This is a genomic window from Aureibaculum luteum (assembly GCF_003449015.1).
Taxonomy (GTDB): Bacteria; Bacteroidota; Bacteroidia; order Flavobacteriales; family Flavobacteriaceae; genus Aureibaculum; species Aureibaculum luteum.
In genome coordinates, this window is the sequence record NZ_QRGD01000005.1 from 254079 (window position 1) to 278435 (window position 24357).

Annotated in this window: 19 protein-coding genes; 6 read left to right on the forward strand and 13 right to left on the reverse strand. The window is 30.8% G+C overall.

Going from position 1 to position 24357, the window contains the following annotated elements:
- Positions 1 to 290 precede the first annotated feature (290 nt).
- Positions 291 to 3533 carry a T9SS type B sorting domain-containing protein gene (locus D3P13_RS13315; RefSeq protein ID WP_232829192.1) on the reverse strand — a complete coding sequence of 1081 codons (3243 nt, stop codon included), beginning with the start codon at positions 3531 to 3533 and terminating at the stop codon, positions 291 to 293.
- A gap of 46 nt (positions 3534 to 3579) precedes the next feature.
- On the reverse strand, positions 3580 to 4557 hold the full coding sequence (locus tag D3P13_RS13320) for a PorP/SprF family type IX secretion system membrane protein (RefSeq protein ID WP_117883230.1): 978 nt from the start codon (positions 4555 to 4557) through the stop codon (positions 3580 to 3582).
- Between the two features lie 393 nt (positions 4558 to 4950).
- Between D3P13_RS13320 and D3P13_RS13325 the strand changes: the two genes are divergently transcribed.
- The 3 genes from D3P13_RS13325 (at position 4951) to D3P13_RS13335 (ending at position 7637) form a co-directional block, all read left to right on the forward strand.
- Entirely contained in the window at positions 4951 to 5652 is a 702-nt protein-coding gene (locus D3P13_RS13325; RefSeq protein ID WP_117883232.1) for a hypothetical protein, read from the forward strand.
- Between the two features lie 299 nt (positions 5653 to 5951).
- Complete coding sequence (locus D3P13_RS13330) at positions 5952 to 6653, forward strand: hypothetical protein (RefSeq protein WP_117883234.1); 702 nt, start codon at positions 5952 to 5954, stop codon at positions 6651 to 6653.
- 297 nt (positions 6654 to 6950) lie between these two features.
- Entirely contained in the window at positions 6951 to 7637 is a 687-nt protein-coding gene (locus tag D3P13_RS13335) for a hypothetical protein (RefSeq protein ID WP_117883236.1), read from the forward strand.
- Between the two features lie 14 nt (positions 7638 to 7651).
- Here D3P13_RS13335 and priA read toward each other — a convergent pair whose 3' ends face one another.
- Positions 7652 to 10099 carry a replication restart helicase PriA gene (priA, locus tag D3P13_RS13340; protein ID WP_157972916.1) on the reverse strand — a complete coding sequence of 816 codons (2448 nt, stop codon included), beginning with the start codon at positions 10097 to 10099 and terminating at the stop codon, positions 7652 to 7654.
- Between the two features lie 311 nt (positions 10100 to 10410).
- On the opposite strand from priA, the gene D3P13_RS13345 reads away from it, so the two are divergent.
- Both D3P13_RS13345 and D3P13_RS13350 read left to right on the forward strand, forming a co-directional pair.
- Complete coding sequence (locus tag D3P13_RS13345) at positions 10411 to 11298, forward strand: dienelactone hydrolase family protein (RefSeq protein WP_117883240.1); 888 nt, start codon at positions 10411 to 10413, stop codon at positions 11296 to 11298.
- Positions 11299 to 11532: 234 nt separating this feature from the next.
- The gene (locus D3P13_RS13350) at positions 11533 to 12744 is read left to right on the forward strand and encodes a hypothetical protein (protein ID WP_157972917.1); all 1212 of its coding nucleotides are present in this window, start codon (positions 11533 to 11535) and stop codon (positions 12742 to 12744) included.
- Between the two features lie 72 nt (positions 12745 to 12816).
- Here the strand turns inward: D3P13_RS13350 and D3P13_RS13355 are convergent, their stop codons facing one another.
- The 6 genes from D3P13_RS13355 to D3P13_RS13380 all read right to left on the reverse strand — a co-directional run bounded on the left by D3P13_RS13355 (position 12817) and on the right by D3P13_RS13380 (position 17962).
- The gene (locus D3P13_RS13355; RefSeq protein WP_117883244.1) at positions 12817 to 13233 is read right to left on the reverse strand and encodes a VOC family protein; all 417 of its coding nucleotides are present in this window, start codon (positions 13231 to 13233) and stop codon (positions 12817 to 12819) included.
- Positions 13234 to 13307: 74 nt separating this feature from the next.
- A complete protein-coding gene (locus D3P13_RS13360) occupies positions 13308 to 13688 on the reverse strand; it encodes a hypothetical protein (protein ID WP_117883246.1) in 381 nt (126 codons plus the stop codon).
- A 40-nt stretch (positions 13689 to 13728) separates the two neighbouring features.
- On the reverse strand, positions 13729 to 14700 hold the full coding sequence (locus D3P13_RS13365) for a deoxyhypusine synthase family protein (RefSeq protein ID WP_117883248.1): 972 nt from the start codon (positions 14698 to 14700) through the stop codon (positions 13729 to 13731).
- Positions 14693 to 15631 (reverse strand): agmatinase, encoded by a 939-nt coding sequence (gene speB, locus D3P13_RS13370; protein ID WP_117883250.1) that lies wholly within the window; start codon positions 15629 to 15631, stop codon positions 14693 to 14695. Before speB ends, D3P13_RS13365 begins: the two co-directional genes overlap by 8 nt.
- Positions 15624 to 17021 carry a type III PLP-dependent enzyme domain-containing protein gene (locus D3P13_RS13375; RefSeq protein WP_117883252.1) on the reverse strand — a complete coding sequence of 466 codons (1398 nt, stop codon included), beginning with the start codon at positions 17019 to 17021 and terminating at the stop codon, positions 15624 to 15626. The genes speB and D3P13_RS13375 overlap by 8 nt, the downstream gene beginning before the upstream one ends.
- A 293-nt stretch (positions 17022 to 17314) precedes the next feature.
- On the reverse strand, positions 17315 to 17962 hold the full coding sequence (locus D3P13_RS13380) for a rhomboid family intramembrane serine protease (protein WP_117883254.1): 648 nt from the start codon (positions 17960 to 17962) through the stop codon (positions 17315 to 17317).
- Between the two features lie 170 nt (positions 17963 to 18132).
- Here D3P13_RS13380 and D3P13_RS13385 point away from each other — a divergent pair, with 170 nt between their 5' ends.
- Positions 18133 to 19026, forward strand: coding sequence for a lysophospholipid acyltransferase family protein (locus D3P13_RS13385; RefSeq protein ID WP_117883256.1), 894 nt, complete (start codon positions 18133 to 18135; stop codon positions 19024 to 19026).
- Positions 19027 to 19130: 104 nt separating this feature from the next.
- Here the strand turns inward: D3P13_RS13385 and D3P13_RS13390 are convergent, their stop codons facing one another.
- From D3P13_RS13390 to D3P13_RS13405, 4 genes are all read right to left on the reverse strand, one after another.
- On the reverse strand, positions 19131 to 20609 hold the full coding sequence (locus D3P13_RS13390; protein ID WP_117883258.1) for an aminotransferase class V-fold PLP-dependent enzyme: 1479 nt from the start codon (positions 20607 to 20609) through the stop codon (positions 19131 to 19133).
- Between the two features lie 187 nt (positions 20610 to 20796).
- Positions 20797 to 22188 carry a phosphoglucosamine mutase gene (gene glmM / locus D3P13_RS13395; RefSeq protein WP_117883260.1) on the reverse strand — a complete coding sequence of 464 codons (1392 nt, stop codon included), beginning with the start codon at positions 22186 to 22188 and terminating at the stop codon, positions 20797 to 20799.
- A 104-nt stretch (positions 22189 to 22292) separates the two neighbouring features.
- The gene (locus tag D3P13_RS13400; protein ID WP_117883262.1) at positions 22293 to 23192 is read right to left on the reverse strand and encodes a DMT family transporter; all 900 of its coding nucleotides are present in this window, start codon (positions 23190 to 23192) and stop codon (positions 22293 to 22295) included.
- Positions 23192 to 24277, reverse strand: coding sequence for an LptF/LptG family permease (locus D3P13_RS13405; protein WP_117883264.1), 1086 nt, complete (start codon positions 24275 to 24277; stop codon positions 23192 to 23194). The genes D3P13_RS13400 and D3P13_RS13405 overlap by 1 nt, the downstream gene beginning before the upstream one ends.
- Between the last annotated feature and the right edge of the window lie 80 nt (positions 24278 to 24357).

Consider the following 24357-nt stretch of genomic DNA (forward strand, 5'->3'; position numbering starts at 1 on the left):
TACAAAATTCGAGAAAAAACCTTAGAACAACTTCTGAAAAGAAAACATATTATATAATATGTTTATTTTCAAACAAGTTTATAAAAATTGAATAATTATTAAAGAATAGTTACGTATAAAATAGTCAACGCTACTTTATTTCTTGTCATATAATGTGAACAGAGTGGATTAGAAATATCAAAAAACCTAGAATATCAATAAAAAGTAAAAAACAATATATTTACACTATGAATTAATAATTATCCAATCTTAATTAAACCGTATCGGTCTATAGTAGAATAAGACCTCTACTATTTCAATAAAGCAAAATTTCCAGATTTTACAGTTCCATCACTAAAAACAAGTTTAAACCAATAATCGTCAGGCGGTTGTAATTTACCGTTATAAAAACCATCCCAATAATAATTTGTATTATTAAGTTGCTTTAGTAGTTTACCGAATCTATTAAAAATATGTAACGTATAATTTTGATTTATATCTCCATCTAGTTGCCAAGTATCATTTATACCATCGTTGTTTGGACTGAAAAACTTTGGAGCATCTATGATAGTAATTTTTTCCGTCAAAAAACCACAACCTTTAACATCTTGCACATAAACAGTATAATTACCACCCAACAAATCACTAAATCTATTATCTGTTTGGTAGGTTATATTATCTAAAGAATATTCAAAATCTCCATCACCAGAAACCATCACTTCAATATAATTATCGCCAAAACCGCCATAATTAATAGTTTCAATTTTGGGCAACGTAGAGCGCACAAAATTAAAAGAAAATGAATTTTGACATAATATTCCATTCTCTAATCGACTTACTGAAATGGTATAACTACCTTCTTTTATGAGATCAACATCTTCTGAAGTTGATATCACTGTTCCGTCTTCATATGTCCATTTATAAACATCAAAGTTTGAGTCTATTGATATGGGTAGTGATGGTTCTAAGTCACATAAAAAATAATCTTTTTCCAAATCAATTTCAGGTAATTCATTTACAATCAATCTAAAACTAGTTTCTGAATAGCATCGATTATTTAATTCGTTTTCTACTTTAACATTAATAAGTTGGTTTTTTACAACTGTATTTTTATAGTTTCTCGGTAAAGGACTGGGTAAGGCATTACCCGATTCATTAGAATAAGAAATTTTTAACCCTTGTTGATTACCTATTATATTAAACTCCAAAGTAGATGTGTCAAAATGGGCAAAACCATTGCCTTCATCACAAGCAAATAAATTAGCTAGTTGATTAATTTGAGGTTGCTCTGAAGTTTTTAAACTTAAATTGGTCTCCGTATAACATTTTGATTCCGAATTTGTAACTCTTACAATTATAATCTCTTGATTAGGCGAACTATTGGTATAAGGATTAGGTAATGGGCTTGGTAACAGATTACCTCCGCTATCAAAATAAGATACTTCCATTCCAGTTTGATTTCCTAAAACAGTTGCTTCAATATCAGAGGTGTCAAAATACTCTGAAACACCGTCTTTGTTATCATCGCATCCAACTAAATCACTTAGAGTATTTGCAACCGGCGGACTATTTACGCCGATATCGAATTTAGTTTCATTATAACAATTTGTTATTGTATTTGTAACTCTTGCAGTAATAATTTCTTTGTTTATTATGGCATTTGAGTAATTTGACAATTCAGAATTTGGAATTAAACTTCCGCTCTGATTATAATAAATTACTGAAACATTGGTTTGACTACCCAAAATCTCATCGTTTAAAGCAGTTAAATCGAAACTTGCAAAACCATTGTTTCCGCTATTACATAAATAGGTATTATCTATTGTATTGGCCTCTGGTAATGGTTGCACAATTAAATCGAATGAAGTTTCTGAATAGCAACATAAAATAGCGTCATGTGCAACACGAACTGTTATTGTTTCCCTATCTTTTATCAAATTAGTTAAATGGGTAGGTAAAGGGTTTGTTAACTCTTTTCCGCTTCCATCAAAATAGGTTATTACTTTATCTGTTTGCCCGCCCAATACTTGAGATTCTATATTGGCAGTACTAAATGTAGTTGAAATTCCGGTACCAAATACGTCTTCACAAGCATAGATATTACTTATTGCATAGGCATTTGGTGGCTCAACTACATCTATTTTTTCCTCAATTACATAAACATTACTACTATTATCTGTAACAGTCGCAGTTACAGTATATTCACCGTCAACAGAAAAATCGTGCGTAGGAGAAAGATCGTTTGAAACATTCGATGCTCCAGATGCTGTATCTCCAAAATTCCACACAACGGTTGCTATATCTACAACATTTGTCAAACTAAATTCTTTTAAAAACTCAGAACAAATGTTGGTGATATTCATATTATAAGGAATGGCTACGTTGTTGCTTTTACCAGTAACATTAATATAGAAGTTCGCATCTGGGTATCCAAAATCAGCAGTAGAAACATACTCATCAGGAGGGCTTCCATTCACGCAACCTCTTTGCCAAGATTCACTATTGTCTTTAGCAGAGCCTGCGATAAAAGCCACCCCATCTCCATAAATTATCCCCTTATGTACTTCAACTAAAATTCTTTCAACACCTGCAGGAATTACTACTGGAGCATCAAAATCCACCTGAATAATTTGAGAATTACGATTTATATTAGGGTTAAGACGTTGGTATTGACTACTACCTATCAAATCTGCTTCAGAAAAAGAGGCCGGAAAGTTACTGTCTATTTTATAAATATTAAAACTTATCTCTGGTAAATAACCTGTTTTATTAATACCAACTTGCCCTGAATTAATGGTAAACTCCTCGTTCGTTGATACACCAAAGTCTTCTAAATCAAAAGTCCTCGCCCAGTATATATAACTTGATTTACATGAATATATATTCGTTTCTATAATATCATAACAAACATTATGAGACAACCTAGTGGTTGAACCCGAACTTTGTGTGTCCAGTAATTCCCCTGTCACATTTATGAAAAAATTTGCATTCGGAACAGGTAAATTAAGGCTTTCTGTAGGAGTATATGTATAAAGTTCTCGACAACCTTGAAACCAAGAAATGTCATTGTCTTGTGCAGTACCAGCAATAAGGACTTTCTTGTAATCAGAATTATAAATATCGTCATATTGAGTAACTTCAACTAAAATTCTTTCAACTCCAGCCGGAACAACAATGGGCGTACTAAAATCGATTTGAACAATTTCAGGAGAATCTCCTATAGCGGGAGCTAAAACCAAATTTCCGTAACTAAGTGTATTAAGAGTAGTATTAGGGAAATTTGAATCGATGCTATAAATATTAAACACTAACTTAGCACCTTCATAGGAATTACTAATAGCTATTTGCCCAGATTTAATAATGAATTGATCAGTTGTAGTTATACCAAAATCAGAAAGTGTAAATGTTCTCGCCCAATATTCATCATAATCACAAGAAGGCATCCCCGTTTCAATAGGTGTAGTTCCAATATTATGTGTTAAAGTTATTTGGGCATATGAAACAAAATTAAAGCTAAAAAACACAATCGTTAATAGCATTATTTTAAGTAGCATATTCATTTTTGAATTTAATTTATTACCCATGCTTATATAAATCATTCTAAAATATAGAATTAACATTAGGACACCCTGTTGCTCGTTGTTTTTTACAAAACATATTCATACCTAATGTAATTTGGTGAAAACCACTATTATCCAATACTACTTGATTGAGTTGATTGGTATACGTATATGATGCCATATAACGTTTGTAATTAAACCCAACTATTGGTGTTATTTGTTTCAAATTTTCAACGGCATTTTTCTCTAAATTTTGTCTATACGATAATGCCGCCCAAATCTGCTTATTATTATCAATATTTTTATATGCTTTTAGATTCACATCTACAGAAAACTCGCTAGTTCTCTCAACCATTTGTAACATTACCGATGGTTCGAACTGTACACTTTTTTCCTTTCCAAAATAGTAACCCAACGTTAATAAATAACTTCTTAAGTTTAACGAATCATAGCTGCTATTTTCTAATCCCTTAGTACTTAAAAGCAAATTTTTAACAGTAAAATAAGCATATGTATCCATAAAATGATATGCAGTACTAAAATCAGTATTAAAATAATTGGTTGACTCTATTATTTGACTATTTGAAGGGTCTGGAATAACTGATGTAAAACTGGATTGGTCAATTGTATTAATAACATAAGTAAATGACATACCAAAAGATAGTTGATTTAAGGCGTCATCTCTACCAAAATTAAGGTGATAAGCGTAACTACCTGCAATACCTTTTTGAGCATGAAAACCATTTTTATCATTAAATAATACACCTCCTAAAGCTGCTTTCTCACTTATTCTTGAATGAAAACTTAATGTTTGTAATGATGGTCCTTCAGAAATTCCATTCCACTGTTGGCGATGCGTTAATCTTAACTTTGCACAATTACCAATACCAGCAGCTGATGGATGAAGTAAAAAAACATTATCAGACAAATAATCTGTATAAATAGGAAACGTACTTTGAGAGAAAGAACCATAGGTAATAAATGCAAAAAATAATATTAAAATTTTCTTGTTTAGCAACGTTTGGGTTTTATCAATGACAAAGATAAAATTATAACTAATTATTTGAATAAATATTATTTCTTTTAAGAAATTAGTAATGCAATATGCATATTTTAAAGGATTATTCTTAATCCCAAATCCATACTTAATAATTATCTACGTCTACATTAAACCGTATCGGTCTATAATTAGGTATAGACTGAAAGCTATTTTTTGTTTTATTGCTTTTAATCCGTTTATCGATTTATCTCGAGGTAACTTAATTTAAATGTTTTTAACACGTTAATCACGAATTCTTGAAACTACAAAGAGCTTGGTATAATTTTTGTAGTTATAAAGTGAAATTAATTCAATAAAAAAATCTTACATTTTTATACGTGCATATCTAACATAATCAAAAAACATTAAATTATGAAAATCAAGTTATTTTTAGCATTATTTATGGGGCTTACTATAGCAAGTTACTCTCAAATAGCATTGAATCCTTCAGATGCACATGAACCACAAAAATATACGGTTATAACTAAAGAAAATGACACTATTTCTGTTTATGGCCCTAAAGTAAATATTGATTTTATAAATCGAGGATTTGAGGAATATGACAAAAAAGGGCAGCCAACAGGTGGTCAAATAAACCCTATTAATGATAGCAAAATACTATATAACGATAACGATGGAAAAACAATAACTCTAAAATCAGTCACTTTACCAAAAAAAATAAGTGGTGTGTTTTTTGAAAATCCTTTTATGTTTTCATTAATAGAAAATTCAGAACAAGATTTAAAAAAAGGAAAAATAGATTTTTACGTTCTCCAATATACGAAAGAACCATTAATAGAATCACAATCAGACATAAACCAAGCAAGTAGTGAGGGTAGAAACTATTACAAGCCAAAATACGCAATAAAAATTAAATACTATTTCAAAGATTCAAATGGCTTACATCAGATAGATTATAAAAGACAATTTAAACTTTACCCAGAAATATTAGGTAAAGAAGTATTTGAAAAAATGAAACAATCCAATAAAAGCAGGAAACAGTTTTTATTAGATTACTTTACAGAATATAATCGTAAAATAGATACATCTTTAGTAGCTAATGAGATGATTTAATGTTATTTAATAGCTGAATTTTAAAGTAATCTAATCATTATCTATATTAAATCGTATTGGTCTATAATCAATTATCGGCTGAAAACTAATTTTAATATTTTGTATACGGTTTTAGATACGTTTATCGATTTATCTTGGGGTAATTTAAATTAAAAAATACTTACGATATGTTAATTACGAATCCTTGAAATAACATAGGATATGGTATAATTGTTGTAGTCATAAAATGAAATTAATTCAATAAAAAAACCTTACATTTTTATTCGTTCATATCTAACATATTCAAAAAACTTTAAATTATGAAAATTAAGTTATTTTTAGTATTATTTATGGGGCTTACTATAGCAAGTTACTCTCAAATAGCACTGAACTCTTCAGATGCACATGAACCACAAAAATATATGGTTATAACTAAAGAAAATGATACAATTTCAGTATATGGTCCTACTGTAAATATTAATTTTCTAAATCGAGGATTTGAGGAGTATGACAAGAAAGGGCAGCCAACAGGCGGTCAAATTACTCCTATTAATTTTATAAAAATACGATACAACGATAAGGATGGTAAAACGACAACTCTAAAATCAGTCACTTTACCAAAAAAAGTAAAAGGTGTATTTCGTAAAAGTCCTTTTATGTTTTCATTAATAGAAAATTCAGAACAAGATTTAAATAAAGGAAAAATAGATTTTTACGTTCTCCAATATACAAAAGAACCTTTAATAGAATCACAATCAGACATAAACCAAGCAAGTAGTGAGGGTAGAAACTATTACAAGCCAAAATACGCAATAAAAATTAGATATTATTTTAAAGATTCTAATGGTTTACATCAGATAGATACTAAAAGACAATTTAAACTTTACCCAGAAATATTAGGTAAAGAAGTATTTGAAAAAATGAAACAATCCAATAAAAGCAGGAAACAGTTTTTATTAGATTACTTTACAGAATATAATCGTAAAATAGATACATCTTTAGTAGCTAATGATATGATTTAATGTTATTAAATAGTTGAATTTAAAAGTAATCTAATCATTATCTATATTAAATCGTATTGGTCTATAATCAATTATCGGCTGAAAGCTATTTTTAATTTTTTGGATTACTGCTTTTGATAAGTTATCGATTTATCTTGGGGTAACTTAATTAAAATAGTTTTAATATGTTGATTTCTAATTCTTGAAACAACAAGGAGCTTGGTATAATTTTTTTTGTCATAAAATGAAATTAATTAAAATAAAAAATCTTACATTTTTATTTGTTTATATCTAACCTGCTCGAAAAACATTAAAATTATGAAAACCAATTTATTTTTATACTTTTTTATCGGAATCACCACATTTAGTTTAGCTCAAGATTTATCGAATTCCTCGAACGTATCTAATACTAAAATATATACGGTAATAACTGAAAAGAACGATACAATGTATGTTATTGGTCCAAAAAAATCATCGCTGAATTCCATACATAGAGGCTTTGATATTTATGATAGAAAAGGACAACAGACAGGTCGCATGATGATCCCGATTAATAATAAATATATATATTACAAAGATGAATATGGTAATTCAATAAAACTAAAATCAGTTCCCTTAGAAAAAAAAATTAAAGGAGTGTTATTTAAGTCTCCTTTTATGTTTACTTTAATTGAAAATACCAAGCAAGATTTAAAAAAAGGAAAAGTAGATTTTTACTATCTTCGATATACAAGACAACCAATGCAAGAAACAGATATAAGTATAGAAAATAGCACAGGTAGAAATCCCTATAAATCAACATCCTTACCAAAAATTAACTATTATTTTAAAGATTCAAATGGTTTACATCAGATAGATTCTAAAAGACAATTTAAACTTTACCCAGAAATATTGGGTAAAGAAGTATTCAAAAAAATGAAACAATCCAATAAAAATAGGAAACAGTTTTTATTAGATTACTTTACTGAATACAATAAGAAAATAGATAATTCAATTAAACAGTAGTTTCACTTAATCTATTAATAATTATCCACATCTACATTAAACCGTATCGGTCTATAACTTGGTATAGACTGAAAGCTATTTTTAATTTTTTGTAGTACCGCTTTTGATAAGTTTATCGATTTATCTTGTGGTAACTTAATTAGAATAGTTTTAATATGTTGATTTCTAATTCTTGATATAGCAGGACTCGTGGGTCCTAAAATATTAGTCCCAAACGTGTTATATAAAGACTTATACAACCAATCAGCTCCTGAATTTACTTTGATATAATCTCTGTGCTTTAATGTAATTTTAACCATCCGTAATATGGGTGGGTACTTGTATTGATGACGTTCGTACAGTTGTTCTTTGTACATCGTAGCATAATCATTGGTTGTAACTTGTTGCAGTATTTGATGATACGGGTTAAAGGTTTGGATAGCAACTTTACCTCTTTTTTTGGCTCGCCCTGCCCTACCAGAAACTTGCACCAACAACTGAAAACTCTTTTCATGTGCCCTGAAATCTGGAAAGTTGAGCATATTATCAGCATTTAATACACCAACTAGCGAAACATTATCAAAATCTAAGCCTTTAGAAAGCATTTGTGTCCCAACTAAAATATCAATTTCACGAGATTGAAATGCCTCAATAATTTTATGATAACCGTATTTTCCACGTGTGGTATCCAAATCCATTCTCCCAATTTTATGATTAGGAAATAATTCTTGTAATTCCAATTCAATTTGCTCTGTACCAAAACCTTTAGTGTCTAAGCTCGGATTTCCACAAGCTGAACATATTTTAGGTAGTGGCTTGTGATATCCACAATAATGACATTTTAATTCGCCACGTAATTTATGGTAGGTTAAACTGACATCGCAATTAGGGCATTGTGGAGAAACACCGCAAGACTTACACTCTACTATTGGTGAAAATCCACGTCTATTTTGAAATAATATAACCTGTTCTTTTTCATCTAACGCTTCATTAATTAGCACCATTAGTCGTTCAGAAAAATGCTTGGTCATACGTTTTTTACGGTAGCCTTCTTTAATATCTACCAGTTCAACTTCTGGTAACATAACATTACCAAAACGTCGGTTGAGCTCTACCAACCCGTATTTTTTTTGTTCCGCATTGTAATAACTCTCTAAAGACGGAGTGGCACTTCCTAAAAGCACTTTCGCCTTATGCAAATTGGCCAGTACAATGGCTGCGTCTCTTGCATGATAACGTGGTGCTGGATCAAATTGTTTGTACGAAGTTTCATGTTCTTCATCTACAATGATCAACCCCAATTCTGAGAATGGTAAAAATATAGAAGATCTTGCACCTAAAATTAACTGTGCTTTATCTGATTTGTTTAAAATATTATTCCACACTTCTACCCTTTCGTTTAAGGAATATTTAGAGTGAAATACAGCAATTTTATTTCCGAAATATTTTTGTAAGCGATCAATTAACTGAGTGGTTAATGCAATTTCTGGTACTAAATATAATACTTGTTTACCTTGCTTTAATACTTGGTCAATTAGTTTTACATAGATTTCCGTTTTACCACTTGACGTGATGCCATGCAATAAAACAACTTCGTTTTTTTCAAAACTTTTATTGAGTTCATTATAGCATTCTTCCTGAAATTCAGATAGTTCCTTGAAACTATCGGTAGCCTCTTTAAAGTTAACACGATCTGTTTGGATGGTATAAATTTCAAACACTTCTTTTTCTGCCAATGCTTTTATTACCGCAGGTGATACCTTACTCACCTCTTTAAGTTGCTTCTGCTTTATTGGTTTTTTGGTAGCTCCATGTAATGAAAAATAAGTCATTACCGCATTGCGTTGCTGATTGGCTCTACTCAATTCTTCTAATAAATCCCCTAACTCTTTCTGATCATTATACCGTTCATTTAAGCGGATATACTTTATTAATTTAGGTGTGTATTGCTCTATAATTTCTTCCTGTAAAACAATTGCTTTCTTTTTGAGTAAATCATTTAAAATGGGTAAAACACGTTTTTTATCTAGAATGGCACTAATTTTCTGAATAGGTAATACCTCTTGATGCTCTAACGCTTCTATGATTAAAAATTCATCATCCGTTAAGGAAGATTCCAACATGAATTCTTTATTTTTTATAACCTGTGTTTCACTTTCCAATAAAAATGTTGACGGTAATGCAGAACGCAATACTTCACCTAAAGAACACATATAATAATTGGCTATCCATTGCCAATGTTTCAATTGCTTTTTTGTAATAATCGGATACTCATCTAAAATTTGAAAAATATCCTTGGCTTGATATGCCGTAGGTTCCTTTTGATGCACTTCTGCCACTATAGCCGTATATATTTTCGATTTTCCAAAAGGTACAGCCACACGCATACCTGGTTCTAAAAAATCCTTTTCAGCTTCCGTTATACTATACGTAAAGAGTTGCTGTAAGGGTATTGGTAATATGACGTTTACGAAGTTGTTCAAAAATGTTTGTGGTTTTACTGTTTGTTATTACTTTTTGTAAATTAATTTCGGGTATTCATATTTGTGAATGTCACCTTGAGCGGAGTTGAGAAGTTAACCGTTTACTATCAAAACTTACCAACCACAAAAAGCAAAGTTAAAATTTTAATTCTTAGAAAATTGTTCTCAATACAATTTTCTTCCGGACGCATCGCCAGAAAATCAATCGAACTATTGAAAGCAATGGATTAAAAATTAGAAAAAATACAAATACTGGTATTATTTAAAATACTGTATCTTTATAAACATCAGGTAATCATTAAATTAATAAAATGAAGAATATAAAAAAAGAAGATATCAATCAAGAAGTTTTTGATTTGTACGATAGTTATGTACATAATAAGATTGACCGACGAAATTTTATGAATAAGCTTTCGGTATATGCCGTAGGTGGATTAACCCTTCCTTCATTATTAGCCTTTTTAATGCCGAAATATGTAGAAGCTCAGAAAGTAAATTTTAATGACCCTCGTCTAAAGTCAGAATATGTTGAATATGAATCACCCAAAGGCGGTGGAAAAATGCGTGGTTTATTAACAAGACCTATTAAAAGCACTACGAAATTACCTGGAATAATAGTAGTACACGAAAACAGAGGTCTTAATCCACATATTGAAGATGTAGCTCGTAGAGCTGCTCTTGAAGGCTTTATAGCTTTTGCACCAGATGCATTATTCCCTTTAGGAGGATATCCTGGTACTGATGATGAAGGTAGAGAACTACAACGAAAGAGAGACCGAAATGAAATGCTAGAGGATTTTATCTCTGCTTATGATTTATTAAAAGCCCACAAAGAATGTACGGGTAATGTTGGTGTTGTTGGTTTTTGTTTTGGTGGCTCCATTTCTAACATGATGGCTGTACATATTCCCGATTTAAAAGCTTCAGTTCCTTTTTATGGAGGGCAACCAGAAACTAAAGATGTACCAAAAATTAAGGCTCCATTACTCCTCCAATTTGCTGAATTAGACAAAAGGGTAAATGCAGGTTGGCCAGCTTATGAAGCTGCACTAAAAGAGCATAAAAAAACATATACGGCTCATATGTATAAAGGTGTAAATCATGGATTCCACAATGACACCACTCCTAGGTATGATGAAACTGCAGCGAAACTTGCATGGAAACGTACGATTGCTTTTTTTAAGGAAAAGTTAATTTAAGTTTCACCATTTTTAAACTAAAATTTATCTTCTCTATTTTATCAATTTCATTTTAATTTTAACATTTAAAAATGAAAACAATTTGATAATTTAATTCTAAAAATAAATACTTCTTAAGTATATACTGCACAGAGCCCTTATAAGACAAGGGTTCTGGACTTTGGCACGATGCTTGTAATTATCTTCACGGTAGTGTTAACCAAAACCTATTTAATAACCTTTAACACTTTAATTATGAAAAAAATTACATTATTACTCGTAACAGTCTTCGCACTGAGCCTTAGTCCGCAAATTTATGCTGCTGATGCAAACACTTATTTAGATACTCAAAACAGGAGAATTTATGAAAATAATAAATCCTTCACATTCATTGAAGAAGGAATTACATTTTCAATATTCCAAAATGGAGAGTTTGATTTTTATATTAACCCAAGACGTGGTATGCATGTTGGAGTTGATTTAGACAATGTAAGTATCAGTTACAATTCAGGTTACAATTACGAGCCTTATGTACAATATGATGATTATGGTGCTATAATTCAAATAGAAAACACGCCAATTTACTATGACTCTTATGGGCGTATAATCGAAGCAGGTGATGTAACTATTAATTACCGTTCTAGTAGAGTAAACCGAATAGGTAGCTTAAATATCTATTACAATTCTTACGGAGGGTATTCGTACCAAAGAGGCTATGTAAATGTATTTAATAGACATCATGTGTTTCACCCATTTCATAACTTTTTTGTACTACCATTTTTTAATAGATCGATACTAAGCTATAAGCCTTATAGAAATAGATATAGACCAACACGTTACAGCTATTATTATGGTAAAAACAATCACAAAAGAAAGTATAATAGAAATTATAATAGTAACAGAGGATATAAAAAAATAAACTCTAGAGTAAGAACACGTAATTCTAGTGTTGCAAGATCAAAAGGAGTTAACAGTCGATCTACTAGTAAAAGAAATAACACCGTAACAAGAAGACAAACAGCTCAACGTAATACGGCGACTAGAAACAATAGAAATAGCACCAGTTCTAATAGAACAACAAATAAAACACCTAAAAGAACAGTTGCACAAAACAGAAGTGTTACACCTCGTAATAGTAGAACTATTAACACTCAAACAAGAAGTACAGTTCAGAATAGAAGTGAGAGAAAACCTGTACAACGTACAGTGAGAACACAGTCTCGTAAAGCAAATGAAAGAAGTATTTCTCAAAGAAATTCTTCAACAAAAAACAGAAGTTCAGTACAAAGAACAGAAAGAAAACCTGTACAACGTACTACAAGAACTCAAACAAGAAATACATCTAGTTCTTCTAGAACGGCATCGAAAAGATCTACTCCAACAAGGACTAAATCTACCGTACAGAGAAAAACAAGAACAGCATCTACGTCTCCAGTTAAGAGATCTTCTTCAAAAAGAAGGATGTAAAAAGTAAGAAAAGGGAAAGTTGATGCAGAAAAAAGGCTTACCAATTGGTAAGCCTTTTTTATCGTTTATTTTTTAATTGGTTTTAAAAACATCTTTTGTAACAGCAAATGTTTTAAACTCGACCATATAATCATTTGGGTCCTTTACAAAAAATGACGTGTGCTCTCCATTTTTACCTTTTAAGAATGTTATCTCTTCAAAAAGTTCTATGTGTTGCGACGTAATTCTTTTATATAATTTTTCCCAAACTTCATGAGTGACAATAATCCCAAAATGAAATGATGGTAAAATTTTACCTTCAAAACTATAATTTTGAAAGCTAAAATCAAATTTACCCGATTTGGTAAACGTAATTTGATTGCCGTATAAATTGATATCTAACCAATTTTGAGCAACTCTACCTAAGTCAGCACCTAATTTATCTATATAGAAATTTCTCGTTGCTTCTATATCTAAACAAGGCAATGATAAATGAAATGGTGCATTCATATGATTCGGATTTAAAGTTAAATGGTAACTCGTTGTTCCACGAAAAAACGGGACTAACGAATGCTCATTAGAAATTAATCATCGTCTTCATCATCAGAATCCTTAGCTGAAGGCTCATCATCGTCATCGTCATCATCATCATCATCATCATCTCCATCAAATTCTAAATCTTCATCTCCAATCATATCATCATCAATTATAGCATCATCATCATCGTCGTCATCGTCATCATCACTGGTATCAACATGATTTTCCATAGATTCTTCTAATCTGACACTAACTTTAACGAGATAAATAGTATCCTCTGTTTTTACTTCTACAGCTTCAATAGTTTCACCCGCTGCATTTTTAAAAACAACAATATCAGAATCACCATAGCCATCAGGGAATTTCTCCACCAACATATTTAAAATGTCTTCCGTTAGTTTTTTAAAATCGACAATTACTCTTTTCATGAGTTTTTTTATTTTTTATAGTTTTGAGGTTATAATATTATTACATATTTAGCAAATATGCAAATACTAATGGTGCAACAATTGTAGCATCGCTTTCAATAATAAACTTTGGTGTATCTATGTCTAATTTACCCCAAGTAATTTTTTCGTTAGGAACTGCTCCTGAATACGAACCATAACTTGTTGTTGAATCAGATATTTGACAAAAATAACTCCAAAAAGGCGTTTCTGGACGCTCCATATCTTGATATAACATGGGTACTACACAAATCGGAAAATCACCGGCAATTCCACCACCTATTTGAAAGAAACCAATACCATTTTCAGAATTATCAGTATACCAGTCAGCCAAAAATGTCATATATTCAATACCACTTTTCATGGTACTTGCTTTTAATTCACCTTTTAACACATAAGATGCAAAAATATTGCCCATGGTACTATCTTCCCAACCTGGACAAATAATCGGTAGATTTTTTTCAGCTGCCGCATACATCCATGAATCTTTCAAGTCAATTTCGTAATAGTCTTCTAAAACACCAGACAATAAAAGTTTATACATGTATTCATGCGGTAAGTATCGCTCACCAGCATCTTCTGCATCTTTCCAAATTTTAAAAATATGCTTTTGTAACCTTCTAAAAGCTTCTTCTTCTGGTATACAAGTATCAGTAACCCTATTCAAGCCTTTTTCAAGTAAATCCCATTCATCTTGAGGCGTTAAATCTCTATAATTAGGGACACGTTTATAATGCGAATGTGCTACCAAGTTCATAATATCTTCTTCCAAGTTTGCACCGGTACAAGAAATTATTTGCACTTTTTCTTGACGGATAACTTCAGCAAATATTTTACCTAATTCAGCCGTACTCATTGCACCTGCCAAAGATACTAGCATTTTAGCACCTTTATTTAATTGGTCTTCGTAACCTTTTGCAGCATCCACCAAAGCGGCTGCGTTAAAGTGTAGATAATATTTTTCTACAAAATTTGATATAGGTCCTTTAATCATCGTCTTCATCTATAAAGTTAGCAATATTATTTTTTAATGCTATAGCATCATCATTCAATTCATCAAAATCGTCAACATCAAGGTCAGCGAATTTATAACTTAACATTTTATAATACAATTTAGCAGCTAAAAAATCTGAAGATTTATCATCTTCGTTAGGACAAAGCTCAACGATATCAAAACCAACGACGTTTTTTTCTTTAAAAACTTGCTTTAAAAAATCTAATGTTTCGTACCATAACAATCCTCCTGGCTCTGGTGTACCAGTACTTGGCATAATTGACGGATCAAAAGCATCTAAATCAAATGTAATAAAAACATTCTCAGTCATTAAATCTATTACATTTTGTGCCCAATATTCATTAGTTACCATTTCATGGGCAAAAAATGTTTTCTCGGTATCCATAACCGTTTTCTCAAGAACATCCATACTACGGATTCCTACTTGAATTAAGTTGGTATTTTGACTAGCTTCATAAACAGCACAAGCATGATTAAATTTAGTACCTTCATACTCAGGTCTTAAATCGGCATGAGCGTCAATATGCAATACAGTTAAGCTATTAAAACATTCGTTAAAAGCTCTAATTGTACCAATAGAAATAGAATGCTCACCACCAAAAATGGTTACGAATTTATTCTTATTGATATACTTTTTAACAGTTTGGTGTACCTCATCCACCATTGCTTCTGGCGAACTATCTTCTGTGACCGCCTCAGCCAAGAAAACACCTTGTTTGTACACTTCTGAATCTGTTTCAATATCGTACAGTTCCATGTTTTCTGATGCTTCTAAGAAAGCGTCAGGACCTTTGTTTGCACCTTTTTGCCATGTGCTTGTTCCATCATAAGGAACAGGAATTAATACCACTTGTGCTTTTTCAAGTTTTGAATATTCCTGTGGAATTCCAGCATACGTTTTGTTACTCATAATAGCCTAAAATTTTTAAAAAATCTGTGTGTGTTTGTTGTTGTGAAAATAATTTAGTTGTGATGTTTCCATCGCTGTCTTTATCAATTAATATATGTTTAGGTTGCGGAATTAAACAGTGTTGTAATCCTCCAAAACCTCCTATTGATTGTTGGTATGCTCCTGTATTAAAAAAACCAATATATAACGGTTTATCATCTCTATACACAGGCATGTAAATGGCGTTAATATGTTGTTCTGAATTGTAATAATCATCACTATCACAAGTTAATCCTCCCAATAAAACCCTTTCATAATTAGAATTCCATCTGTTAATAGGTAACATTACAAAACGTTTATTTATGGCCCAAGAATCTGGTAACGTTGTAATAAATGACGAATCAATCATATTCCAATTCTCCCTATCATTTTGTTTTTTCTGATACAATACTTTGTAAATAGCACCTCCACTCTCTCCTACTGTAAAACTACCAAATTCTGTAAAGATATTAGGTACATCAACTTCAGCTTCCTGACAGGTTAAATTAATTTGATTTACAATTTCATCAATCATATATTCATAATCAAAATCAAATGCTAGCGAGTTTTTAATTGGAAAGCCTCCACCTATATTTAAACTGTCTAACGTTGGACAAATCTTTTTTAAGCTAACATAAACTTTCAAACATTTTAACAACTCATTCCAATAATAGGCATTATCTCTAATACCAGTATTGATAAAAAAATGAAGCATTTTTAACGATACCTTCGGATTGTCTTGTATTTGATTTTTGTAAAAAGGTACAATATTTTTATACCCAATACCCAATCTACTTGTATAAAATTCAAATTTAGGCTCTTCTTCAGAAGCAATTCTAATACCCACTTTAAATTTACCGTCTATTTCTTCACTTAGTAAACTTATTTCCTCATAATTATCAATAATAGGAATACAGTTTTCATGTCCACTATTAATTAATCGTGCAATATTTAATACGTATTGTTCACGTTTAAATCCGTTACAAAGGATGTAATCCGTGTCTTTGATTTTACCATTTTCTATTAGTTTTTCAACAATATTAATATCAAAGGCAGAGGACGTCTCTATATGAATGTCGTTTTTTAAAGCTTCGTTCAGAACAAAATTAAAGTGTGAACTTTTTGTACAATAACAATAATGGTATTTACCTTTATAATTATGTTTTTCAAAGGCTTTTGCAAACCAACTTTTTGCGGTATTAATGTTCTCTGAAATTTTTGGTAAATAGCTGAATTTTAAAGGAGATCCGTACTCTTCTACCAATTTCATTAAATCGATATCATGAAAAAGTAATTGGTCTTTATCTACTTTAAATTCTTGTTGAGGGAAATCAAATGTCTGATTTATTAAATCAATATATTTTGTATTCATTCTTAGTTTTAAATTTTTATATTATTTATTCTTCAAGTTAAAAAAAATAATATAAAAATTAGACAAGAATATACATATAGCCTTTCGCTAAGCGAATAAACTTCAGATTATTAAATCCGAGATAGGAAGAAGAAACCATAATTTTTTCGTCGTACAAACGTTGCACATTACAATCTAACTTCTTCAAACTTAGATTGTAATCGAAAAATGGAAAACTGATCACTTAGTTTTTATAGTACAGCAAATGTAGAAAAAAAATGAAATAATTGACAAAAAATTATTTTATTTTAATATTAATTATTCTCTAACTTATTTTTGAACACAAACATCAGTATTATGGGGATTGCAAGGACAATTGTAATGGTCTTATTTTGCATAAAAACCTCTGGATATAAAGCCAATGTTAATACAAACCCTCCTACGGCTCCACCTAAATGAGCACTATGACCTGTATTACCCAATTGTTTTTTCATACCATACATAGAATACAGTAAATACCCTACACCAAATACATACCCAGGAATATCAAAAAACGGGAAGAAAATAAAAGTCAACCTCATATCAGGATTTAGCATAATACCCGCGTAGATAATCCCCATGACCGCACCAGAAGCACCAACGGCACTATAATAAGGATCTTTTTTATGAAAACTCAATGCTAAAGTGCTACCCGCTAACAAACTTCCTAAATAAATAATTACAAATTTAAAAACGCCCAATTGATCAATTACAGGATCAGCAAAAATATAAAGAGCAAACATGTTAAAAAACAAATGAGCTTGGTCTACATGCAAGAACCCCGAAGTAAACAGACGAACCTGCTCGCCGTTTAAAATGGGACCAATTTGAAATTTATAACGTTCAAAAAACGATCTATCAGAAAATCCTTTTAAAGAAATTAATACATTTATGACTATTAATGCGACTACAGCGTAATTCATTTGTATTTATAATTTGTTCAAAGATAAATTATATAACGATATTTGTCGCAAAATAAATTTGATAATTTTATTTTTGCTCACCCGCAATTACTTAAATAATTGCGACCTCTCCACAGGAGAGGTAAATAGGAAACATCGGTGCAATCATCGAAGAATTATTTATATTGATTATGCAATTATTAAGTTATATTCTTGTCTATCCTTTTATATGGCTATTGTCTATATTACCCTTCAGAGTTTTACATTTTATCTCTGATGGATTCTATTATTTACTTTACTATATCATTGGATATCGAAAAAAAGTTGTTTTCGATAATTTAAAATTAGTTTTTCCTAAAAAGTCTGATGAAGAAATTATGCGTATTGCTAAAAAATCTTACAGACATTTTGTAGATGTTTTTGTTGAAATAATAAAACTGTTTACAATTTCGAAAAAACAATTGGCAAAAAGATATAAAATTGGCAATATTGATGTGCTGAAAGACCTTGAAAAACGAAATAAAAGTAGTCTTTTAATGGGTGGACATTATGCCAATTGGGAATGGATCTTTTTATTAAATACGCAAGTTAGTTTTAATGGCTATGCCGTTTATAAAAAGATAAATAATAAATACTTCGATAAAAAAATAATAGAAACGAGAGGTCGATTTAACACGAACTTGGTCAACACCAAAAACATCTTTTCTGTGATGAATAAAAACACCGAAGAGAATAGATTATCTCTTTATGGTTTTTTAGGTGATCAATCGCCGCAAGTTTCTAAAGCACATTATTGGTCGCACTTTTTAGGTGTAGACAATTTACCAATACACACAGGTGCTGAGCACTTGGCAAAAAAATATGATCTTCCTGTGGTGTTTTTTAAAACCAAACGTGTAAAACGTGGGTACTATGAGGTTAATTTTGAATTGATTACTGATAAACCACAAACATTTAAAGATTACGACATCACAGATATTTACTTAAGAAAAGTTGAAGAACAAGTTAAAGAATACCCAGAATTTTATTTTTGGACGCATAAAAGGTTTAAACATCAGGGAAAAAATTTGCTAAAAGAAAATTAGGACTAAAAGAAGTCTAGAGTCTGCGGTTTTAAATAAATACAAATAAGCATCTAAAAAAATTAAAAAACACCCCTAAAGTCCCCTCAAGGGGACAATTACATCTATTAAACCTCAAACCATTTCTCTACCAATTGCTTTTCATATTGGTCACTACCTATAAATTCAAATTCATTGGAAACGGCATTGTAATTATAATCGTTTTTCCATTCATTAAAATTAAGACATAATTCCTTAATACTTTCACAAACGTAATTAACCTCATCATTGGTAATGGTTGGATGTATTGACATTCTAATCCATCCTGGACGTTCAATTAAACAGCCTTCTTCAATTTTTGCTTTGTACTGTTCAGAAGTTGGCAAATCTATATGTAATAAAATATGACCATAAGTTCCAGCACAAGAACAACCACCTCTGGTTTGAATTCCGAATTTATCGTTTAATAACTTAACACCAAGATTATAATGTAAATCGTCTATAAAAAAGGAAAAAATACCCAATCTATCCTCATGTTCTGCGGCCAATACATGTAAGTTATCTATCTCTTTTAGTTTTTCAAAAACTATTTCATTAATCTCATGCTCACGAGCTAATATTTTTTCAGAACTCATTTTTTCCTTTAACTGAATAGATAATGCTATTCTTATGGTTTGCAAAAAACCAGGAGTTCCTCCATCTTCCCTTAATTCTATATCTTCAATATACCTATGATCTCCCCACGGGTTGGTATAGGTAACTGTACCTCCGCCAGGGTTATCAGGCACCGTATTGTGATACAATTCATCGCAAAAAATTAACACACCAGAAGTACCCGGACCACCTAAAAATTTATGTGGTGAAAAAAGTACAGCATCTAACTTTTCCGCTTCATCTTCCGGATGCATGTTTATTGACACATAAGGAGCTGAACAAGCAAAATCGACAAAACAATAACCACCATAAGCATGAATAATTTTTGCCATTCTATGATAATCTGTTCTAATTCCAGTAACATTAGAACATGCCGTAATTGAAGCTATTTTTATTTTTCTCTCCTTGTATTTTTCTAATAATTTTTCAAAACTTTTAAAACAAACCAACCCTTTTTCTTCACAAGGAATTACCTCAACATCTGCAATGGTTTCCAACCAAGAAGTATGGTTAGAATGATGTTCCATATGTGTTATAAAAACAATAGGTTTTAAATCTTCTGGTACGTTTGTAAAATCACGCATACTTTCTGGAACACGCAATCCTAAAATACGTTGAAATTTATTAATTACACCTGTCATTCCTGTTCCTGATGTAATTAAACAATCTGAACTCTTCGCATTCACATGTTGTTTAATAATAGCTCTTGCTTTATGATAAGCATGTGTCATTGCGGAACCTGTTATTGAAGTTTCCGTATGCGTATTGGCCACAAAAGGACCAAATTCATTCATTATTTTTTCTTCAATAGGTCTATATAATCTACCACTAGCCGTCCAGTCCGTATAAATAACTTTCTTTTTACCATACGGTGATTCAAAGTATTGGTCTACTCCAATAATATGTTTTCTGAACTGTTGAAAATAAGACTCTAAAGAAGATTTATTACTCATTGGATTACATTTAATTTTAGTGTTTATTATAATCAATTAAAAAACACCCTTATTTAGCTTGGCTGGTATCTTCAAAACAAAATATATTTTGTTTCTCGATAATCCTCAAGGGGACAATACTCATGAAAATTATTTTAATACAAAGATGGTTAATCGCATTTTTACGCTTCAATCCTCTTTTGTAAACTTATATTCCAGCAATCGTTGCTATTTCATCCATAACTCTCTTTGCAAGCTGATCTGCATTGTTTTGAGAACCACTTTCTGTATAAATTCTAATGATAGGCTCTGTATTTGACTTTCTCAGATGCACCCATTCGTTAGCAAAATCAATTTTCACACCATCTATCGTATTTACATCTTCGTCTTTATATTTATCAGCCATTTGAGCTAGAATAGCATCAACATCTAATTGAGGAGTAAGTTGTATTTTATTTTTACTCATAAAATAACTCGGGTAACTTTCTCTTAATGCTTTACAACTCATTTTTGATTTCGCTAAATGTGATAAGAATAAGGCTACTCCAACCAATGAATCTCTACCATAATGAGATGCAGGATAAATTATACCTCCATTACCTTCACCACCAATAATAGCATTGGTATCTTTCATTAATTCAACTACATTTACTTCACCAACCGCACTTGCTTTATAAGTGCCACCGTGTTTTTCAGTGACATCACGTAAGGCTCTTGATGAGGATAGGTTTGACACTGTATTTCCTTTTGCCAATCCTAAAACATAATCTGCACAAGCTACTAAGGTATATTCTTCACCAAACATAGATCCATCTTCACAAACCAAAGCTAATCTATCTACATCAGGATCTACAACAATTCCTAAATCGGCATTTTCTTTAACTACTAATTCTGATATATCAACTAAATGTGCAGGTAATGGCTCTGGATTATGAGGAAACTGTCCGTTAGGTTCACAGTATAACTTTACACATTCTACTCCTAGCCTTTCCAATAAATTAGGAATTACAATTCCTCCCGTAGAATTAACAGCATCAACAACTACTTTAAATTTTGCATTTTTAATAGCATCAACATCAACAAAATCGAGTTTTAATACCTCTTCAATATGTTTATCCATATAACCAGACAACTTCGTATACGTACCTAAATCATCTACTTCAGCAAACGTATACCCATCAGAATCTGCAATATTTAAAATTTCAGCACCATCAGCAGCATTTAAAAATTCACCTTTCTCATTCAATAATTTTAAAGCATTCCATTGTTTTGGATTGTGAGAAGCCGTTAAGATAATTCCTCCATTTGCTTTTTCAAGCGGAACAGCAACCTCTACAGTCGGTGTTGTTGATAAACCTAAATCTATCACATTAATTCCCATTCCCACCAAAGTGTTAGCCACCAAGCTACTTACCATTTTACCTGAAATACGAGCATCTCTACCCACTACAACTGTCAAGTTTTTCGAATTGTTATTCCTCTTTATTAACCAACTGCCATATGAAGCCGCAAATTTTACGGCGTCAACAGGTGTTAAATTATCATTTACTGTACCTCCGATAGTACCTCTAATTCCTGAAATTGATTTTATTAAACTCACAAGCTATTTTTTTGATTTTTACAAAGATAATGGAAATTGAAACATTCGTGAATAAAAGATATAAAATGTTGATTTTATAACGAAAGTGACACTGAGAAAGTAATTTAAGTTTTAGAAACTACAGTAGTTTTATGCTTCTTTTTTAATTTAATAACACCATTTAGAATAACCGTTACTAATATAAGTAATGCTCCATAATAGAAATTTGTAGTCATTATTTCTTTCTCTCTAAAAATAATAATGGCAAGGATAATTCCGTAAATAGGTTCTAAATTTATACTTAACATCATTGTAAAAGGACTTACACTTTTTAATACTTGGTTTGATGCGGCAAAGGCATAGGCCGTACAAACGGAAGCTAAAAGCAATAAATAAAGCCAATCTCTACTAGAAAGCACAAAGAATTGACCATCAATAGTTCCATTAACTAACAAAACAATTCCAATAAAAATGGAAGCAAAAAACAACTCATAAAAAGAAATAATCGTTGCCGAATTATTCTTAATTAAATTGGAATTTAAAATTGAAAAACAAGCCGATAAAAAAGAGGATAATAATGCGATTACAATACCTATAAAATATTGACCTTCTGCATTAAAAATTACGACAAGCCCAACTATTGCTAATAGTGAAAACAGCAATTCATAGGGTATTAGTTTTTTCTTAAATACTGTCCATTGAATTAAAGTAACAAACAAAGCTCCCGTTGACATGGCTGCTAAAGCTATGGAAATGGTTGCTATTTTAATGGCATAAAAAAAAGTTATCCAATGTATTGCAATCAATACTCCTCCAAAAATGTATCTTATTAACACAGAAAAAGGAACTTGAATCTTTACTTTCTTTAACCGAATAAAAACATATAAAAATAATGTAGCCAAGGTTACTCTAAACCAAACCAATGGAATGGCATCAATACTTATTAAAGCACCAAGTATAGCTGTAAATCCCCAAATAAAAATTATAAAGTGAAGATGAAAATAATTTTTAGTAATAGCATTCATTATTTCTTAGCCTTAAAATAGAGATAGACTGCAACAATTCCGAATAAAATATTAGGTATCCACACCATGAATAATGGATTATACGTTGCTGAAGCTCCCAACACTTCGGTTACTTTCATAAAAAACACATATAGGAACATTAAACTAACACCAACTGCTAAATTAATACCAATACCTCCTCTTCTTTTTCTAGAGGCCAAGGAAACCGCAATAACCGTTAATATTATGGAAGAGACTGGTAATGTGGTTCTAGAATACAATTCAACTTTGTATTTATTCAGATTTTTAACACCTCTGTTTTCAGATTCTTTTATATGTGCATATAATTCAGGAGATGCCATTTCAATAGCCAAATAGTCGACATACAATAGGTCTTTAGGCATAAAATTAAAAGTGGTATCGAGCTTTCTACCAGATTCAATACTATCATTTTTTTTACCAATCCAACGTTTCGTATAATTAGTTATGGTATAAGTACTATCCTTTGTATTCCATTTAATAGTTCTACCGGTTAGTATATATTTTAAATTAAGACCATCAAAGTGTTGATAAGAAAAATTAGTTCCGTGGTTTCTAGAAAAAGTAAAACGCTTAAAGTAAACAATATCATTTTCTGACAATTGTAAATTCGCTTCGTTTACATATGTTTTGGTTTTTTTCTCCCTACGTATATAGGCTTCATCAAAATCTTCAAGAGTTTTATTGGATTTATTCAATAAAAAATGGTTGGCAGTTAAAGATATAAGTGCAATTAAAATGGCACCTAATAAATAGGGTTTTAAAAATCTTTTATAGGGAATACCTGCACTATGAATAGCTACAATTTCTGTATTAGAAGCTAATTTTGAAGTAAATAATATGGTGGAAATAAAAAGTGCCAATGGCATAAATGTATTTCCATAATTGATAATAAAAGGAATATAATAATTGCTAATAATTTCTCCTACACCTAAGTCCGCATGATCTAAAAATTTACTATACTTTTCTGAAATATCTATAGCAACAGTTATAGGTATCAAAATTAGTAATGTAAAAATAAAAGTGGTAAAGTACTTTTTTAGTATGTATTTATCCAGAATTCTCATCTCAACCTAATAGCTATCTTAAAGTTAAAATTTTTGTCAATCTAAATTTCTTCAGATTCTAATAAAATGAGATGTTGACT

Bases quoted from the DNA above. Each gene is read 5' to 3' on its own strand.
- D3P13_RS13385 (WP_117883256.1), top strand. From the start codon at position 18,133: ATGCAATTATTAAGTTATATTCTTGTCTATCCTTTTATATGGCTATTG.
- D3P13_RS13355 (WP_117883244.1), bottom strand. From the start codon at position 13,233: ATGAATGCACCATTTCATTTATCATTGCCTTGTTTAGATATAGAAGCA.
- D3P13_RS13375 (WP_117883252.1), bottom strand. From the start codon at position 17,021: ATGAATACAAAATATATTGATTTAATAAATCAGACATTTGATTTCCCT.
- D3P13_RS13380 (WP_117883254.1), bottom strand. From the start codon at position 17,962: ATGAATTACGCTGTAGTCGCATTAATAGTCATAAATGTATTAATTTCT.
- D3P13_RS13400 (WP_117883262.1), bottom strand. From the start codon at position 23,192: ATGAATGCTATTACTAAAAATTATTTTCATCTTCACTTTATAATTTTT.
- D3P13_RS13390 (WP_117883258.1), bottom strand. From the start codon at position 20,609: ATGAGTAATAAATCTTCTTTAGAGTCTTATTTTCAACAGTTCAGAAAA.
- D3P13_RS13365 (WP_117883248.1), bottom strand. From the start codon at position 14,700: ATGATTAAAGGACCTATATCAAATTTTGTAGAAAAATATTATCTACAC.
- D3P13_RS13315 (WP_232829192.1), bottom strand. From the start codon at position 3,533: ATGCTACTTAAAATAATGCTATTAACGATTGTGTTTTTTAGCTTTAAT.
- D3P13_RS13325 (WP_117883232.1), top strand. From the start codon at position 4,951: ATGAAAATCAAGTTATTTTTAGCATTATTTATGGGGCTTACTATAGCA.
- D3P13_RS13360 (WP_117883246.1), bottom strand. From the start codon at position 13,688: ATGAAAAGAGTAATTGTCGATTTTAAAAAACTAACGGAAGACATTTTA.
- D3P13_RS13345 (WP_117883240.1), top strand. From the start codon at position 10,411: ATGAAGAATATAAAAAAAGAAGATATCAATCAAGAAGTTTTTGATTTG.
- D3P13_RS13405 (WP_117883264.1), bottom strand. From the start codon at position 24,277: ATGAGAATTCTGGATAAATACATACTAAAAAAGTACTTTACCACTTTT.
- D3P13_RS13330 (WP_117883234.1), top strand. From the start codon at position 5,952: ATGAAAATTAAGTTATTTTTAGTATTATTTATGGGGCTTACTATAGCA.
- speB (WP_117883250.1), bottom strand. From the start codon at position 15,631: ATGAGTAACAAAACGTATGCTGGAATTCCACAGGAATATTCAAAACTT.
- D3P13_RS13335 (WP_117883236.1), top strand. From the start codon at position 6,951: ATGAAAACCAATTTATTTTTATACTTTTTTATCGGAATCACCACATTT.
- D3P13_RS13350 (WP_157972917.1), top strand. From the start codon at position 11,533: ATGAAAAAAATTACATTATTACTCGTAACAGTCTTCGCACTGAGCCTT.